Origin of the sequence: Erwinia psidii (assembly GCF_003846135.1) — a bacterium.
Classification (GTDB): domain Bacteria; phylum Pseudomonadota; class Gammaproteobacteria; order Enterobacterales; family Enterobacteriaceae; genus Erwinia; species Erwinia psidii.
The window spans coordinates 141,428-157,408 of record NZ_RHHM01000003.1; the positions used below are offsets into that span (position 1 = coordinate 141,428).

16 protein-coding genes are annotated in these 15,981 nt (G+C 51.1%); 6 read left to right on the forward strand and 10 right to left on the reverse strand.

Annotated elements, in window-relative coordinates:
- Nucleotides 1-15 precede the first annotated feature (15 nt).
- A complete protein-coding gene (locus EB241_RS05260; protein WP_124232163.1) occupies nucleotides 16-1,581 on the reverse strand; it encodes a TerC family protein in 1,566 nt (521 codons plus the stop codon).
- Nucleotides 1,582-2,107: 526 nt separating this feature from the next.
- Between EB241_RS05260 and manX the strand changes: the two genes are divergently transcribed.
- The 4 genes from manX to EB241_RS05280 all read left to right on the forward strand — a co-directional run bounded on the left by manX (nucleotide 2,108) and on the right by EB241_RS05280 (nucleotide 5,324).
- Entirely contained in the window at nucleotides 2,108-3,061 is a 954-nt protein-coding gene (manX, locus tag EB241_RS05265) for a PTS mannose transporter subunit IIAB (protein WP_124232164.1), read from the forward strand.
- A 64-nt stretch (nucleotides 3,062-3,125) separates the two neighbouring features.
- Nucleotides 3,126-3,926 carry a PTS mannose/fructose/sorbose transporter subunit IIC gene (locus EB241_RS05270; protein ID WP_124232165.1) on the forward strand — a complete coding sequence of 267 codons (801 nt, stop codon included), beginning with the start codon at nucleotides 3,126-3,128 and terminating at the stop codon, nucleotides 3,924-3,926.
- 16 nt (nucleotides 3,927-3,942) lie between these two features.
- Entirely contained in the window at nucleotides 3,943-4,794 is an 852-nt protein-coding gene (locus EB241_RS05275; protein WP_124232166.1) for a PTS mannose transporter subunit IID, read from the forward strand.
- A 71-nt stretch (nucleotides 4,795-4,865) separates the two neighbouring features.
- The gene (locus EB241_RS05280; RefSeq protein ID WP_124232167.1) at nucleotides 4,866-5,324 is read left to right on the forward strand and encodes a DUF986 family protein; all 459 of its coding nucleotides are present in this window, start codon (nucleotides 4,866-4,868) and stop codon (nucleotides 5,322-5,324) included.
- Nucleotides 5,325-5,327: 3 nt separating this feature from the next.
- Here the strand turns inward: EB241_RS05280 and rlmA are convergent, their stop codons facing one another.
- The 4 genes from rlmA to EB241_RS05300 form a co-directional block, all read right to left on the reverse strand.
- A complete protein-coding gene (rlmA, locus tag EB241_RS05285) occupies nucleotides 5,328-6,173 on the reverse strand; it encodes a 23S rRNA (guanine(745)-N(1))-methyltransferase (protein ID WP_124232168.1) in 846 nt (281 codons plus the stop codon).
- Nucleotides 6,174-6,338: 165 nt separating this feature from the next.
- A complete protein-coding gene (cspE, locus tag EB241_RS05290; RefSeq protein WP_001062678.1) occupies nucleotides 6,339-6,548 on the reverse strand; it encodes a transcription antiterminator/RNA stability regulator CspE in 210 nt (69 codons plus the stop codon).
- A 681-nt stretch (nucleotides 6,549-7,229) separates the two neighbouring features.
- Nucleotides 7,230-8,234, reverse strand: coding sequence for an MBL fold metallo-hydrolase (locus EB241_RS05295; protein ID WP_124232169.1), 1,005 nt, complete (start codon nucleotides 8,232-8,234; stop codon nucleotides 7,230-7,232).
- 23 nt (nucleotides 8,235-8,257) lie between these two features.
- Nucleotides 8,258-8,518, reverse strand: a complete 261-nt coding sequence (locus EB241_RS05300) for a YebO family protein (RefSeq protein WP_124232170.1) — start codon at nucleotides 8,516-8,518, stop codon at nucleotides 8,258-8,260.
- Between the two features lie 248 nt (nucleotides 8,519-8,766).
- On the opposite strand from EB241_RS05300, the gene EB241_RS05305 reads away from it, so the two are divergent.
- A complete protein-coding gene (locus tag EB241_RS05305; RefSeq protein WP_124232171.1) occupies nucleotides 8,767-9,003 on the forward strand; it encodes a YobH family protein in 237 nt (78 codons plus the stop codon).
- A 37-nt stretch (nucleotides 9,004-9,040) separates the two neighbouring features.
- On the opposite strand, the gene kdgR is transcribed toward EB241_RS05305, so the two are convergent.
- A complete protein-coding gene (kdgR, locus tag EB241_RS05310; RefSeq protein ID WP_124232172.1) occupies nucleotides 9,041-9,832 on the reverse strand; it encodes a DNA-binding transcriptional regulator KdgR in 792 nt (263 codons plus the stop codon).
- Nucleotides 9,833-10,024: 192 nt separating this feature from the next.
- On the opposite strand from kdgR, the gene EB241_RS05315 reads away from it, so the two are divergent.
- Nucleotides 10,025-11,404, forward strand: a complete 1,380-nt coding sequence (locus EB241_RS05315; RefSeq protein WP_124232173.1) for an MFS transporter — start codon at nucleotides 10,025-10,027, stop codon at nucleotides 11,402-11,404.
- Nucleotides 11,405-11,462: 58 nt separating this feature from the next.
- Here EB241_RS05315 and htpX read toward each other — a convergent pair whose 3' ends face one another.
- The 4 genes from htpX to EB241_RS05335 form a co-directional block, all read right to left on the reverse strand.
- A complete protein-coding gene (gene htpX, locus EB241_RS05320) occupies nucleotides 11,463-12,344 on the reverse strand; it encodes a protease HtpX (RefSeq protein WP_124232174.1) in 882 nt (293 codons plus the stop codon).
- 241 nt (nucleotides 12,345-12,585) lie between these two features.
- Entirely contained in the window at nucleotides 12,586-14,625 is a 2,040-nt protein-coding gene (gene prc, locus EB241_RS05325; RefSeq protein WP_124232175.1) for a carboxy terminal-processing peptidase, read from the reverse strand.
- A 19-nt stretch (nucleotides 14,626-14,644) separates the two neighbouring features.
- Entirely contained in the window at nucleotides 14,645-15,331 is a 687-nt protein-coding gene (proQ, locus tag EB241_RS05330) for an RNA chaperone ProQ (protein ID WP_124232176.1), read from the reverse strand.
- Nucleotides 15,332-15,427: 96 nt separating this feature from the next.
- Nucleotides 15,428-15,928: a GAF domain-containing protein gene (locus EB241_RS05335; protein WP_124232177.1), complete on the reverse strand. Its 501-nt coding sequence runs from the start codon at nucleotides 15,926-15,928 to the stop codon at nucleotides 15,428-15,430.
- Nucleotides 15,929-15,981 lie beyond the last annotated feature (53 nt).

A 15,981-nucleotide genomic window follows, 5' to 3' on the forward strand; every position in this document is an offset into this window, starting at 1 on the left:
ACCCGTGGCATGATTTTATGCGTCATTCTCCTCATCATGAGGATCCCGCTCCCGCGTCAGCCGCACCAGGTCGACACGATAATCCGTAGCCTCAACAATGAGAAAATGCAGTGGTGGTAGTTCAATGGTTTCCCCCACCTGCGGTAACTGTCCTTTCTGGGCAATCAGTAACCCGGCCAGCGTGGCATGGTCATGGCCCGGATCAACCAGCACCTGGGTATCCAGCAGCTGCTGAAGCGAGTGTAAGTCCGTGCCACCCTTAACCAGCCAGCCGTCACCGTCCACAACAATATCAGGAGTTTCATCTTCATCCGGGAACTCGCCCGCGATGGCCTCCAGCACGTCCAGCGGCGTGATAAGCCCCTGAACCACGCCAAATTCGCTGGTCACCATCACGAAACTCCCCTTCGCCCGACGCAGAACGCCCAGCAGATTAATCGGGTCGAGCGTATCAGGAACAATAATAGGCGGCGTCGCCGCAGCAAAGGTTGCCACATCCACACCATGTTCCAGTGCCACCAGTAACTCTTTTGCCCGCACCACACCAATAATTTCATCCAGCTCGCCACGGCAAACCGGAAACAGGCTGTGGGGTGTATCCAGCAACTGAATGCGTATTTCATCCACCGGACGCGCGGCATCGACCCAGGATATGTCCCCTCGCGGTGTCATAATGCTACGAACAGAGCGGGAAGCCAGCGTCAGCACTCCATTTATCATGTAGCGCTCTTCATCTTTAAACGCTTCCTGCGGCAATTTCATTGCCACCTCACTCCCTTCCACCTGGCTCTCATCCTGGCTGCGACGCCCTCCCATCAGGCGCAATATCGCCTCCGCCGTGCGCTCACGCATAGGCTTGCGGGCCTGGTTACGCATAAAGTTAACCCGCGCAATCTGATTAAACAGCTCAATAAGGATTGAGAAGCCAATCGCAGCATACAGATAGCCTTTAGGAATATGAAAACCAAAACCTTCCGCAACCAGGCTCAGACCAATCATCAGCAGGAAGCTCAGACAGAGCACGACCACCGTGGGGTGCGCGTTGACAAATCGGGTCAGTGGCTTAGACGCCAAAAGCATCACACCCATTGCAATAACGACCGCCGTCATCATGATGGCCAGATTATTCACCATGCCAACGGCGGTGATCACCGCATCAAGAGAAAAAACGGCATCGAGCACCACAATCTGCAATACCACAGCCCAGAAGCTGGCGTAGCTTTTACTTCCCCCTCCATCATGGTCCCGATTCTCCAGCCTTTCATGCAACTCCATCGTGGCTTTAAACAGCAGGAAAAGTCCTCCCGCCAGCAGGATCAGATCGCGCCCGGCAAAGCTGAAGTCACCGATGCTGAAGAGTGGTCGGGTTAGCGTCACCATCCATGAAATAAGGGAGAGCAGGCCCAGACGCATGATCAACGCCAGAGAAAGTCCAATCAGTCGCGCTTTGTCCCGCTGTTTAGGGGGCAGTTTGTCAGCAAGAATAGCGATAAAAACCAGGTTATCGATACCGAGAACAATTTCAAGAACCACCAGCGTCAGCAGGCCCGCCCACATTGAGGGGTCTAAAATAAATTCCATTACAGGCTCCACGAAAAGGCACGGTAAGGTACAGCGGGCGAACAGAGGATCGCACAGCACAAGGCAACGCTGGACAGATAAAAAGGGTCGTCAGATGACGGGATGAAACTGACCGGAGGAATGATTAAGCGACGTCGATGACGGTCCATAGGGAGGGCTGATGCCCGTTACTCCTGTGTTAAATAAGAGACATTACTGTAATCAGCAATGTCCCATGCGTCAAAATATTTTCTTACATTTACATAGTTTTAAGTGGATCGGTGTAGCATCCTTGACACAAAAGTGACCATGCATGCAGCAAGCGTCTCAATAGTGGAGCGCGGTCACACTAATTATTCCTTCACAGACTAAAATAATTCCGGTTTGTTTCACTGCATCAGTTCTGGTTAAAAAGTCGTAACCCACATTAACCATAATGTAATAAACCCATCTTCGTATTGTTCATGCTAAGTGCGCTGGCATTGGGCTGAATGGTGACCTGACTGAATAACGTCGGATTGCGAAATAACGCATAAGGAGGTAACAGGTGAGTATTGCCATTATTATCGGCACACATGGCTGGGCAGCGGAACAGCTGCTCAAAACAGCAGAGATGCTGCTGGGAGAGCAGAACAACATTCAGTGGATTGATTTTATCCCCGGTGAAAATGCAGAAACCCTGATTGAAAAATATCAGGCACGACTGGCCGATTTGGACACCCGCCACGGCGTACTTTTCCTCGTCGATACATGGGGAGGCAGCCCGTTCAATGCCGCCAGCCGTATTGTTATTGACCGCGACAATTATGACGTCATCGCTGGCGTCAATATTCCCATGCTGGTGGAAACCTTAATGGCACGTGATGACAACCCCACGTTTGGCGAGCTGGTTGCCATAGCAACTGAAGCCGGACGTGAGGGGGTAAAATCCCTGAAAACGGTCGTACCGCAGGTAACCTCCCCCGTGGCGTCTGCCCCTGCGGTAGCCAGACCGGCAGGCCCTCAGGATCATATGAAAATTGGCCTCGCCCGCATTGATGATCGATTGATCCACGGCCAGGTGGCCACCCGCTGGACCAAAGAAACCAATGTCAGCCGTATTATCGTGGTCAGTGATGAAGTTGCTGCTGACAAGGTGCGCAAAACCCTGCTCACTCAGGTTGCCCCTCCGGGTGTAACGGCCCACGTGGTGGATGTGGCCAAAATGGTGCGGGTATGGAACAACCCAAAATATGCCAGTGACCGCGTTATGCTGCTGTTCACCAATCCCACTGACGTGGAACGTCTGGTAGAGGATGGGGTGAAAATCACCAGCGTCAATATTGGTGGGATGGCGTTCCGCCAGGGTAAAACACAGGTGAACAATGCCGTTTCCGTTGATGAAAAAGACATTATCGCATTCAGAAAACTGCACCAGCGCGGGATTGAGCTGGAAGTGCGCAAAGTCTCCAGCGATCAGCGGCTCAGGATGATGGATCTAATTGCCAGCGTCGCCCATTAACCATTCCAAAAGGTATTACCTGACCCGTCAGGTTTCACTCAGTTCACCCGTTCAGGAGAATACAATGGAAATAACAACGCTACAAATTGTGCTGATATTTGTGGTTGCCTGTATTTCAGGTATGGGGTCCATTCTTGATGAGTTCCAGTTCCACCGACCACTGGTCGCCTGTACGTTAATCGGCATTATTCTGGGAGACATGAAAACCGGCATTATTATAGGCGGTACGCTGGAAATGATTGCTCTGGGCTGGATGAATATCGGTGCTGCCGTGGCACCTGATGCTGCCCTCGCCTCCATTATTTCAACCATTCTGGTTATCGCCGGTGGGCAAAGTGTCGGTGCCGGTATTGCCCTGGCCATACCTCTGGCTGCCGCAGGACAGGTGCTGACCATCATTGTTCGCACCGTCACCGTTGCTTTCCAACACGCTGCGGATAAGGCCGCTGAAAAAGGTAATCTGTCGGCTATTTCCTGGATACATGTTTCCGCACTGTTTTTGCAGGCCATGCGTATCGCGGTTCCGGCGGTGATTGTAGCCGTCTCCGTCGGTACCAGCGTGGTACACAATCTGCTGGAGTCGATCCCTGAAGTTGTCACCAATGGCCTGAATATCGCCGGCGGCATGATTGTGGTGGTTGGGTACGCGATGGTGATCAATATGATGCGTGCAGGCTACCTGATGCCTTTCTTTTACCTTGGTTTTGTCACTGCTGCGTTCACCGAATTCAACCTGGTTGCTTTGGGGGTAATAGGCGTGGTGATGGCGATGCTCTATATCCAGTTAGCCCCGAAATATAACCGCGTGGCAGGTTCACCGGTTTCCGGTCCGGTAACCAACGACCTTGACAACGAATTAGATTAAAGAAAGGGGAATATAAATGGTTGATACAACAACTGCCGGCACGCAGAAAAAACTGACACCGGGCGATATTCGTGGCGTCTTCCTGCGGTCTAATCTGTTTCAGGGCTCCTGGAACTTTGAACGTATGCAGGCGCTGGGATTTTGCTTCTCGATGGTGCCGGTAATACGCCGCCTCTATCCTGAGAATGACCATCAACGCCGTGATGCGATTAAGCGTCATCTTGAATTTTTTAATACCCACCCCTACGTCGCCGCCCCCGTTCTGGGCGTAACCATGGCGATGGAGGAACAGCGCGCTAATGGCGCTGCTTTAGACGATGCGGCGATCAACGGCATTAAAGTGGGGCTGATGGGACCGCTGGCAGGCGTAGGCGATCCCATATTTTGGGGCACGGTCCGCCCGGTCTTCGCGGCACTGGGTGCGGGAATTGCCATGAGTGGCAGCCTGCTTGGTCCACTGCTGTTCTTCGTGCTGTTCAACCTGGTGCGAATGCTGGTGCGCTATTACGGTGTTGCCTACGGTTACCGCAAAGGAGTCGATATTGTTAGCGATATGGGTGGCGGTTTTCTGCAAAAGCTGACGGAAGGTGCATCAATACTTGGGCTGTTTGTCATGGGGGCACTGGTGAACAAGTGGACACATGTCAATGTGCCGCTGGTGGTTTCCCGCATCACGGATCAGACCGGCAAGACAACGGTCACCACCGTCCAGTCCATTCTGGATCAGTTGATGCCAGGCCTGATCCCCTTGCTACTGACCTTTGGTTGTATGTGGTTGCTGAGACGTAAGGTCAACGCCCTGTGGATTATTATCGGCTTCTTCGTCATTGGTATTTTTGGATACTGGACAGGCCTGCTGGGCGTGTAATGCCAGCATCGATTTGAGCAAACGCCGCCATTGCGTCAACCGGCACGATGGCGGTTTTTACAGGAGTAACAATGTCACTGACTGATTACGCCATCATACTGTTTATCGCCCTGCTTCTGCTGTTCGCCATTTATGATCAACTGATCTCAGAGTTACTGCATGGCAGGACTGGTCTGCGGGTGCGGTTAAAGCGAAGAAACAGACTGGACAGCCTGATTTTTATCGGCCTGGTTATCATCGTGATTTATCAGAACATCAGCAATCAGGGATCAACGACAACCACAACGTTACTGCTGCTAATGGCGTTTATGGCATGGTATCTGTTCTGGATCCGGCAACCAGAAATGCGGCTGAAGGCTGCAGGTTTTTACCATGCCAGTGTTTTTATCCACTGGGATCGCATCAAAAGCCTGAATCTTTCAGAAGATGGTGTTTTGGTTGTCGAACTGGAAAACCGTCGCCTGCTGATCCACGTGAAAAAAACCGACGATCTCGACAACATTTACCAGTTTATGGTCAGACATAGCTGATCCTCACGGGTTATAACCGCCTTTAACCCCATCGGCATTACGCTGCCATAAACGCAATGTAAAATCTGTTTCACAGTCAAACTCCGCGGTGGTCGCCAGCACCCCCCAGACTTCCGGGCGGGCACGCCAGGCAAAGGGGGTCATCTGCAACAGTGCCGCCGACTTTTCGCTGCTCAGTCGCATGGGATAATTAAGCGAGTGCTGTTCGATAAGGGTGAACCCTGGCATCTGCTCCGGCGCGTCATCATGCAGCATAACTTCCTGATAAATAAGTTTTTTAAACTGGATCAGATGACGCGGACCAGGGGTTACGGTCAGCACGTAACCCCGATCTTTCACCACCCTTACCAGTTCCTCTGGATTGCAGGGGGCATAGATCCGCAACACAACATCAATGACATCGGCCCCAAACGGGAGCCGTTGACTGGACGCCACGCAAAACTCAACGTTACGATAACGCTTAGCCGCAAACCGAACGGCAGCTTTGGACACATCCAGTCCGAAAATTTTTGCCTCACCGCGCGCCTGAAGACGAGTCGCCACTTCATGCGTGTAGTAGCCTTCACCGCAGCCAATATCCAGCAGGTTAAGCGGAGAAGCTGGTAACAGGCGCTCAAACAGTTCGCAAACCTTCTGCTGCAATGGCTGATAGTGTCCGGCATCAAGAAATTCACGGCGGGCCAGCATCATGTCAGCGCTGTCACCAGGCTGGCGGGAACGTTTATGTTGCACCGGGAGCAGATTGACATAGCCTTCTTTCGCCCGATCAAACTGGTGTCGGTTCTCACAGCGCAGGGCGGTGGCCTCACGCCGTAAAGGCTGATGGCACAGGGGGCACTGGTACAACATAATACTTCTCCGGCAGGATCAACGGCGGAAGTGTACCGGAATCACATGGAAGACGGCAGTTTTTCTTGCCGCAATAAAAAAGCCAGGCCTTTATAGCCGGGCTTTCTTATTCAGATTCATGCCTGTATTACACGTCGCAGGGCGATAAACAGGCTTGAACAGAAATCAGATGGCGGTAACGTTCACCGCAGCAGGACCTTTCTGACCGTCCTGAATTTCGAACTCAACGTTCTGACCTTCAGCCAGTGTTTTGAAGCCATTTCCCTGGATAGCAGAGAAATGTACGAATACATCCTTGCTGCCGTCGGCAGGGGTGATGAAACCAAAACCTTTAGACTCGTTGAACCACTTAACCTGACCTTTAATCTTTGCCATTTTACAAATTCCTTAGAATGTTTATTCGCCCGAAGGCTTATGTACAGAAAAAACAGAGACACTACTGCATGAGGCACAAATTAATGCTCGGCAAGGAAGCGGTATTCAACATAACGTCTTTGCTCAAAACTTCTTACTGAAGATGCCATACATAAACAGAACTGTACCTCGTTTACCCAGAAAGCGTTATTACATATTCGTTAATTAATGGCAAGTTATTTTTAAACAAGGATCGAGATGATGCACAGAATTGAAACATACAGGTTAAGAACAGCGTAAACTATTGATTGCATTTTCTGCTGGCAGGTAAAACGGGGAATGCAATCCGGCTGGTATCTCAGCCAAATCCCTTATCCCATGCCTTGATGGCATAAGATTTGTTTCTCATTTTATACCAAAAGAACTTATACCATGAATGTATTGCACAATAATGACATAGCTTATTCAAAAAAATTCATTAAACACTGCACACGACAAATGGCAAAAAAGTAGTTACTGAGTTAAAAAAGAAGCCGTTGGTACGTATGAAATTAAATTGCACCAAAATCAGGAAGCTTCTTTTATTTTTGCCCCATTTATAAGCATCAGCAACTGTGTTAATAAACGGACGTGCCCCCAGGCTGTTTGTATTAATATATGGCTGTCTCAATATGGGGCACTGCGCAATAAGAACATTTAGGATTATTCCTGGATGGTATTATTCAGCAGGCACCGTTCACCTATCTTCCAGGCATGAAAGCGTCGTTCGTCCATTCCGGCAGCCTGCATAGCGGCTGACAGGACGTCAGGCGGCTGATCCAATGATTCATCAGCCAGTTCAAACACGCCCCAGTGAATTGGGATCGATATCGGCTGTCCTGAATGCTGATGTAACCCGACAGCGGCGGCCGGATCCATATGCTGCCCACGCATAAACCATTCTGGTGCATACGCCCCCACCGGCAGTGCCGCAAGCGTGAATGGTCCGAGACGGCGTGGGATCTCCAACAGATTTTCAGAATAGCCACTGTCACCGGTAAACCAGAAATTGAGCTGCTGATGACGAATAACCCAACCACACCACAGTGAGCGATTCCGATCCCAGGGTTTTCGCATACTCCAGTGCCTGGCGGGAACCGCATGAACCGTCATACCAGCCGATTTCGTCTGCTCCCACCAGTCCAGCTGCACCACCCTTTCTGCTCTCAGCTGAGCGAACCAGGGCCGCAATCCCAACGGGACAATAAACTCTACCTGGGGAAAGCGGCTGAGAATTTTTTTGACCGTTGGCCGGTCAAGATGATCGTAATGATTGTGTGATATCAGCACGCTATCCAGTGACGGTAAATCATCAATGCTCAGGGCCGCCGGCGTCCTGCGCTGTGGTCCATAAAAACTGACCGGAGACGCCCGATCGGACAGTGCCGGATCGATCAACATATATCGTCCCGAACAGCGAAGTAACAGGCAGGCATGTCCCAACCACCATACGGCATCCTCCTCACCGGAAAGATCGGCTGGCTGCCACCACTGCCGGATAAAGTGCTGATACCCCTGAGCAGGAGGAAACGGCAATCCCTGCGCTTTACGTTGCTTACGCCAGCGCTTCAGGTCACCTTTCTCTCTGAGTTCCGGTTCAGGATTGCGAAAACCATCCGGCGTGTGATGTGATTTATCAGGATCATACCAGGGGTTCAGCCAGGCCATTGGAAAAGTCCTTAGTCAGAGGGTTAACGCTCAGGGATAAAACGGGGGAAGTCTTCGTTATTACCGTCCGCTTTCTCTGTCGCCGTTGCAGATTCAGTTATTTTACGCAGTAGCGCATTTTGCCGTTTCTGTTCTTCAAGTAACGCTTCCAGCAGGCGCACCTGCTGCGTGGCTTTAACACTGGCACGGTTGATAAAAAACCAGGCGATCAACCCAACAATAACCACCGCCAGCGTGAGTCCCATTGATGCAAAGCCCATTGCACCATTTACCATTTCGTTCATAAGTGCCTCAGAATGCGGACGTTTTCTGTAATCTGGTCGCAAGACCGGCCAGCGGAGAATTTTACCGGGTCACCTGAAAATTGACAGCCAGATTATGAAAATTTAAGAACGTTCATACAGGCAAAACGTGTCGGAATGTGTATTCTGATTGGCGAATTGCGCATGACAGCGCAACATGTTGAAATACCAGCCGCTGTTGATGATTATGCAACAGCGACATAACTGTCTTTCAAAAAATAAGGGCATATATGAAATTTTTAGTTCGCATTGCGGCTCTGCTGGTCATTATCTGGCTGGCGATGCTTCTTACTGGCTATGGCGTACTGACCGGAAGCACTAAAAATGTCGCAGGAATGGGGCTTCAGTGTCAGTACCTGACGGCGCGCGGAATGCTTACCGCACAATATCTTCACAGTGACAGCGGGATCGTCGGTGTTACCGACTGCCCCCTGTTGAAGAAGAGCACCGAAGTCGTCGATAACTGATGAACGAGCCGGGCCAGCACCAGGCTGGTCCGGCATGTTAAAACGCGTAGTTGTAATAGCCCATCTGTTCTGAAATTGCCCTGCCTGCCTGGTGCAACATCCCTACATAGTCATTTTTTTTCTCTTCCGAAAAACGCAGCGTTGGAAAAGAGACGCTAAGACCGGCAACCACCACGCCGAAACGGTCAAATACCGGCACAGCTATACAGCGAAGTCCCTCTTCCTGTTCTTCATTATCTTCGCCAAAACCCTGATAGCGCACATTATCCAGTTCGGTAAGCAGCGCATCAGCGCTGACAACGGTTCGTGGGGTGCTGCGGGTAAATTCAACGGTGGCGAGGATGTCCTGCACCTCCTGCCGATCGCGCCAGGCAAGCAGCACTTTCCCGATCGCGGTGCTGTGTATCGGATTGCGGCGGCCAATACGGGAATACATTCGCAGGTTATACAGCGAATCAATCTTATGGATATAAACGATGCTGTCTTCTTCCAGCGCACCAAGATGAATAGTTTCACGAGTCTGACGGGAGATCTCACGCATCTGCACATCAGCGAAGCGGATCAAATCGACGTTCTGTAACGCTTTCGCACCCAGTTCAAACAGTTTCAGGGTCAGGGTGTATTTTTCTGACTCGCCTTCCTGAGAGATGTAGCCGAGGGTTTTCATCGTTTGTAAAAAGCGGTAAACGGTGCTCTTCGACATCATCAGACGCTGTGACAGCTCTGTGATACCGTGCTCTCTGCCTTCCCCCAGCGCCTGGAGAATGCCAAAAACTTTCATCACCGATGAGACAGAATCCGGCTGCTTATCCGTGTCGTCCTTTATCATTGTTGAGCCTTGTTAATTGTTTTATAAAAAATGGAACACCATTCCCAGTATACGTTTTGCTGCACGAATGTTGCAACGTCTGCTCTCAACGGGCGAATTCACATTTGCTGATGGTTTTTACCGGGTTTTCACTGCAATTGTTGCGGAAAACCTTTAGCATAATAATATTCACTTCTTTTACTATCCTTAACTATGTCACTAACTTCTCAGCAGGACGGCCTTCCCGTACCACAACGTTACGGTGCCATCATGGCGATAGCCCTGGGTATTATCGTCGCCGTACTGGATGGGGCCATTGCTAACGTCGCCCTCCCCACCATTTCCCGCGAGTTAAGCGCCAGCCCGGCAGAATCAATCTGGATCGTTAATGCTTACCAGTTGGCGATCATCACTTCGCTTCTGTCGCTGTCGTTTCTGGGTGATATTCTCGGCTACCGCCGCATTTATCAATGCGGTCTGGTGCTGTTTACCTGTACTTCGCTGTTCTGTGCGCTGTCAGATTCACTGGGGATGCTGACATTAGCCCGGGTAATGCAGGGCCTTGGGGGCGCGGCACTGATGAGCGTTAATACCGCGTTAATAAGGATCATCTATCCACAGCGCTATCTTGGCCGGGGGATGGGAATCAACTCGCTGATTGTCGCCGTTTCCACCGCAGCAGGACCGACGGTGGCTGCTGCGGTACTGTCTGTCGCCTCGTGGAAATGGCTGTTTTTGATCAATATTCCGGTCGGATTATTGGCACTCTTTCTGGCCTGCCGTTTCCTGCCGGACAACACGCAAAAAAACAAAGAACAGCGCTTCGACATTCCCAGTGCCGTGATGAATGCACTGACTTTTGGTCTGCTGATTTCTGCGCTAAGTGGCTTTGCTCAACGCCAGAACGGCTGGCTGACCATCGTTGAATTAGTCGGATTGCTGGTGATCGGCTTTTTCTTTATTCGCCGTCAGCTCAATATGGCCTTCCCCCTGCTACCGGTTGATTTGCTGCGTATGCCGATTTTTTCGCTGTCGATAGGGACTTCCGTCTGCTCATTCTGTGCGCAAATGCTGGCAATGGTTTCATTACCCTTTTTCCTGCAAAACGTGCTGGCGCGTGATGAGGTGGCAACCGGACTGCTTCTGACGCCCTGGCCGCTGGCAACCATGGTGATGGCCCCTGTCGCGGGTAGGCTGATCGAACACTGCCATGCTGGCCTGCTCGGCGCCATTGGGCTGACAGTGTTCGCCTGTGGCCTGTTCTCACTGGCGCTGCTGCCTGCCTCACCTGACGATCTGAATATTATCTGGCGGATGGCGCTGTGTGGAGCCGGGTTTGGTTTATTTCAGTCGCCGAATAATCACACCATTATCTCTTCCGCGCCACGGCATCGCAGCGGCGGAGCCAGCGGTATGCTGGGCACTGCACGCCTGCTTGGCCAGACCAGCGGTGCGGCACTGGTTGCGCTGATGTTTAACCTGTTTGATACACAGGGTACTCATGCCTCGCTGTTAACCGCCGCTGGCTTTGCTGCCACTGCCGCCGTGGTCAGCGCGCTGCGTATTGCCCGGACGCCACATATCCCATCATAAAAAAACACCCTGTCAGCAACTGGCAGGGTGTTGATATTACTTCAGACGGACACAACCGCTATTTAATGTACTGTCCGCTACGCAGTGCTTCGATGCGCTTGTCCAGCGGAGGATGTGACATAAACAGCTCGCTGAAGGATTTCGATTTACCATTAATGCAAAACGCCATCATGGTACTGGCTTCCTGCGGCTCATAGCTGGTTTTCAGACGTTGCAGCGCCGCAATCATTTTTTCACGGCCAACCAGTTTGGCAGAGCCGGCGTCGGCATGGAATTCCCGATGACGTGAGAACCACATGGTGATAATGCTGGCGATGATGCCAAAAACCAGCTCCAGCACCATAGATACCGCAAAGTAAACCAATGGGTTACCGTTGCTGCTTTCACCCTCATCACGGTCGCCAGACATAAAACCAGCCGCTATCTGGGCAATGATACGCGATATAAAGATCACGAAGGTGTTAACGATGCCCTGGATAAGCGTCATAGTCACCATATCACCGTTAGCAATATGGCTAATCTCATGAGCCAGCACCGCTTCTGCTTCGTCGCGGCTCATGTTCTGCAACAGCCCGGTGGAAACCGCCACCAGCGACGCATTACGACGCGCACCGGTTGCAAACGCGTTGATATCAGGCGCGTGATAGACAGCAACCTGCGGCATGGCAATACCTGCCTGCTGCGCCTGCTGTGCAATGGTCTGCACCAACCAACGTTCAGTGTCGTTACGTGGCTGTTCGATAACCTCACCGCCAACGGAACGCAACGCCATCCATTTAGACATCAGCAGTGAAACAAACGCACCGCCGAAGCCAAACAGACCCGCCATGATCATCAGGCCCTGTACACTGCTTGACTGGATCCCTGTCAGGCTGAGTATCAGCCCGAAGACCAACATCACCCCCAGGTTGGTCAACAGGAAAAGCGCAATACGCATCATAAAATATCATCTTCCTCAGTTAACAAAAATTGCTCAGAACATCCACCATCCTATGGGCATAGTGAAACATTTCAAGTTTTCAAACTGTTTAACTTATTAAAAAGACATAACTTTACACTTTCCGGCTATTTACTGATGTGGTGCTGAAAAGTGCTGTCAACATCGCGTAAAAAAAAGTGAAGCTGAAGGGGTAAAGCGAAAGGAGAGATAAAAAAAGCACAGCTACTGCTGTGCCTTCAGGTTATTTCGCTGCGGTTGCGGGCGGCTGTGTTTTTTCAAGCTGCGCCATGTCGTTGGCAATATTCACCGTTTCGTCCAGATAGGGATCTGGCTCTTTATAATCCTTAGGCAGGTCGTCAAGCTTCGCCAGCGGTTTTTTACCTTCTCGCTGCAACCTGGCATTGATCCGTTCCAGACGCAAAGCATCATCTTCGTGATTCTCTTTCTCACGTTCAGCGAGGTTAAGAGAGATGATATTGCGCTTATCCTTATTCGCGTTGAAACGCGCTATATCTTTGATGATGTACTGGAATTCAGGATCTTTTGCGATCCTCTCCTGATGCAGTTTAAGCAGTTGCGGCTCAATCGGTATTAAATCGCCGGTTTTGCTGTAGCTGGCGGCATTAATGCTGTCCCAGGGAAGCGCGTTGTCTTCGAACTTCTCGCCGGTTTCCACCACCTCAACGCCTGTAGGCATCAACAGATCGGGCGTCACGCCTTTACGTTGAGTGCTGCCACCATTAACGCGGTAGAACTTCTGGATGGTGTAGGTAATGGAACCAAGCGCTGGCCATTCAGGGCGTAACATCTGATCGTAGATACGGTTAAGCGAACGATATTGCTGGACGGTCCCTTTGCCAAAAGTAGGCTCACCGACGATTAACGCACGGCCATAATCCTGCATCGCTGCGGCAAAAATTTCCGATGCGGAAGCGCTGAAGCGATCGACCAGCACAACCAGTGGCCCTTTGTAGTAAACGACACCATCGGTATCGCTGTCTTCGCGCACTTTACCGTTGTTATCACGTACCTGAACTATCGGACCGGACGGGATAAACAAACCGGAAAGCGAGACCGCTTCCGTTAGTGCTCCCCCCCCGTTGGTACGCAGATCGATGACCACGCTGTCCACGTTCTGTTTTTGCAGCTTTTGCAACTGCACTTTAACGTCATCGGTCAGACCAACGTAAAAGCCCGGAATATCCAGTACGCCCACTTTCTCTTTGCCAACGGTATGCACGCTCATCTTCACCGCGCGGTCTTCGAGGCGTATCTTCTCACGCGTCAGAATGACGGTGCGGGTTTTCGTGCCCTTACCGGCGGGCAGTATTTCCAGGCGGACCTTGCTGCCTTTGGGGCCTTTAATTTGTGCCACCACGTCGTCAAGCCGCCAGCCGATAACATCCACTATCGGTTTGCCGGGCTGGCCAACACCCACAATACGGTCGCCTACAGTAATGGATTTGCTTTTGGCGGCCGGACCACCTGCCACCATAGAATTAATCACCGTATAATCATCATCCATCTGAAGGACCGCACCAATGCCCTCCAGTGAGAGGCTCATTTCGGTATTAAACTGGTCGGTATTTCGCGGGGAAAGATAGCTGGTGTGGGGATCAATTTCGCGGGCAAAAGCGCTCATTGCCAGTTGGAAAACATCCTCGCTGTTGCTCTGCGTCAGACGACGAATAGCGAACTGATAGCGTTTGGACAGCACGTCGCGAATGTCTTTCTCGTTTTTCCCCGCAAGCCTGAGGCTCAGTTCGTCATATTTGACTTTAGCATCCCACAGCTGATTAAGCTCAGTGGTGCTTTTTGGCCACGGAGACTTACTACGATCGATATCAATCGTGTCGTTTCCGCTAAAATTCATTGGGCGGTTCAGAACGGTCAGCGCGTACTGATAGCGCTCAAAACGACGTTGCTGTGCAAGATTATATAAGTCATAGAATACATCCAGCTTGCCGCTTTTCAGTTCATCGCCAATCGTGCTTTTTTTGCTGGCAAACTGGTCAACATCAGAGGCCAAAAGGACATTGTGGTTGTAGTCAAGAAGATTAAGATAGCGAGCAAATATCTTCTCTGAAAATGTCTGGTCCAGATCAAACTGACGATAGTGCGAGCGGGTGAAACGTGAAGTGACCCGTTCACTGACGGTCACATGCTGTGCTTCCTGATGCAGCTGAGGAATTTGATCTGCGCGCGTAATGATATCGGCAGCAAATACGTTACCTGCCAGTAACATTCCGGCGATAACGGTCATTCTGAAAATAGTGTTCATGCCCTGATTGGCCTCCGTCTCAGAACTGCAAGTGTTCTGCGCGTACGATCATTGCAAGGCCAGAAGTCAACCGTACCCGGACGCCATCTTTGGTGACCTCAAGAATGGTCGCTTCCATCGCATTTTTCCCTGCCGTGACTTTAATGTTTTGACCCACCTGAAGCGCGGAGGTATCGGTAACCGGCGAAGTACGTGGTGAGCGATCGCGCATGGCAGCAGGTTTATGCTCTGGCACGTTGGGTTGCGGCTTATTACGTGTCTGACGAGCCGGTTCACCTTCTGTAGCAGGTTTATTCGCAGGTTTACGGGGACGACGGGGAGACGATTCTGCGCCCGCTTCACGTTTCTTAGCCAGCTGCTGCTCACGGTGGGCCTGAACACGTGCTTTCGCTTCTTCAAGCTGCTTACGGGCATGTTCCACATGCTGCTCGTCAAGCACACCACAAGGGTTTCCGTCGAGATCAACACGGGTTGCACCGGCTTTGATACCGTAAAGATAACGCCAGCTTGATGTATAGAGCCGCAGTGCAGAACGGAGCTGGGTTTTACTCAGGCCCATTTCGCCCTGAACACGCTCGACCAGATCCTGAAAGATGCCGATTTTGAGCGGGCGTGCTTCGCCTTCTGCACTGAAGCACTGGGGAAAACGCTCGGCCAGAAAGGTGATAACTTCTTTGCTGCTATTCAACTTGGGTTGATTTTCCATGAAATTTCCTGATTACAACGGGTTGCCAACAAGCCGAAGGCATGAACAGGCGTCATTATAATGACACCATCGGCAAATGCTACGTTAACCAGCGCTTTAGCTGCGTTTCATATGAAGAAATTTTTCCACATCAGAGCCAGTAAGCACTTCACATAGCGTGGCAGTAAGGGTTGACAGCCCCGCTTCATCATCGCTGTCAAAGCGGTTATATTCCACACTGTCAATGTCCAGCACGCCGATAATCTGGCCGTTAACCTCTAACGGCAGTACGATTTCGGCGTTACTGGCAGCATCACAGGCGATGTGGCCGGGGAAAGCATGTACATCATCCACCCGCAGAATACGGTTTTCGGCTATGGACGTACCACACACCCCTCTCCCGTTCGGAATGCGCACACAGGCAATTTTGCCCTGAAAAGGACCAAGGACCAGAGTGTTGACCTCAGTCAACAGATAAAATCCCACCCAATTTACACCGTCCAGACGCTCATATAAAAGCGCACTGCAGTTGCTCATCGCCGCCAGAAAACTGGTCTCCCCGGCAATCAGTGCACGTAAATCGCGATTCAGGTCCGAATAAAATGTTGCTTTTGTCATCGTTTAACCATTATGAAAATGCCTGCCGGTATCAAATTTGATCCCGGCTGTTA

Excerpts from the sequence above, each read along its gene's own strand:
- EB241_RS05260 (WP_124232163.1), bottom strand. The coding sequence starts at position 1,581 with ATGGAATTTATTTTAGACCCCTCAATGTGGGCGGGCCTGCTGACGCTG.
- EB241_RS05270 (WP_124232165.1), top strand. The coding sequence starts at position 3,126 with ATGGAAATAACAACGCTACAAATTGTGCTGATATTTGTGGTTGCCTGT.
- EB241_RS05275 (WP_124232166.1), top strand. The coding sequence starts at position 3,943 with ATGGTTGATACAACAACTGCCGGCACGCAGAAAAAACTGACACCGGGC.
- EB241_RS05280 (WP_124232167.1), top strand. The coding sequence starts at position 4,866 with ATGTCACTGACTGATTACGCCATCATACTGTTTATCGCCCTGCTTCTG.
- rlmA (WP_124232168.1), bottom strand. The coding sequence starts at position 6,173 with ATGTTGTACCAGTGCCCCCTGTGCCATCAGCCTTTACGGCGTGAGGCC.
- cspE (WP_001062678.1), bottom strand. The coding sequence starts at position 6,548 with ATGGCAAAGATTAAAGGTCAGGTTAAGTGGTTCAACGAGTCTAAAGGT.
- EB241_RS05295 (WP_124232169.1), bottom strand. The coding sequence starts at position 8,234 with ATGGCCTGGCTGAACCCCTGGTATGATCCTGATAAATCACATCACACG.
- EB241_RS05300 (WP_124232170.1), bottom strand. The coding sequence starts at position 8,518 with ATGAACGAAATGGTAAATGGTGCAATGGGCTTTGCATCAATGGGACTC.
- EB241_RS05305 (WP_124232171.1), top strand. The coding sequence starts at position 8,767 with ATGAAATTTTTAGTTCGCATTGCGGCTCTGCTGGTCATTATCTGGCTG.
- kdgR (WP_124232172.1), bottom strand. The coding sequence starts at position 9,832 with ATGATAAAGGACGACACGGATAAGCAGCCGGATTCTGTCTCATCGGTG.
- EB241_RS05315 (WP_124232173.1), top strand. The coding sequence starts at position 10,025 with ATGTCACTAACTTCTCAGCAGGACGGCCTTCCCGTACCACAACGTTAC.
- htpX (WP_124232174.1), bottom strand. The coding sequence starts at position 12,344 with ATGATGCGTATTGCGCTTTTCCTGTTGACCAACCTGGGGGTGATGTTG.
- prc (WP_124232175.1), bottom strand. The coding sequence starts at position 14,625 with ATGAACACTATTTTCAGAATGACCGTTATCGCCGGAATGTTACTGGCA.
- proQ (WP_124232176.1), bottom strand. The coding sequence starts at position 15,331 with ATGGAAAATCAACCCAAGTTGAATAGCAGCAAAGAAGTTATCACCTTT.
- EB241_RS05335 (WP_124232177.1), bottom strand. The coding sequence starts at position 15,928 with ATGACAAAAGCAACATTTTATTCGGACCTGAATCGCGATTTACGTGCA.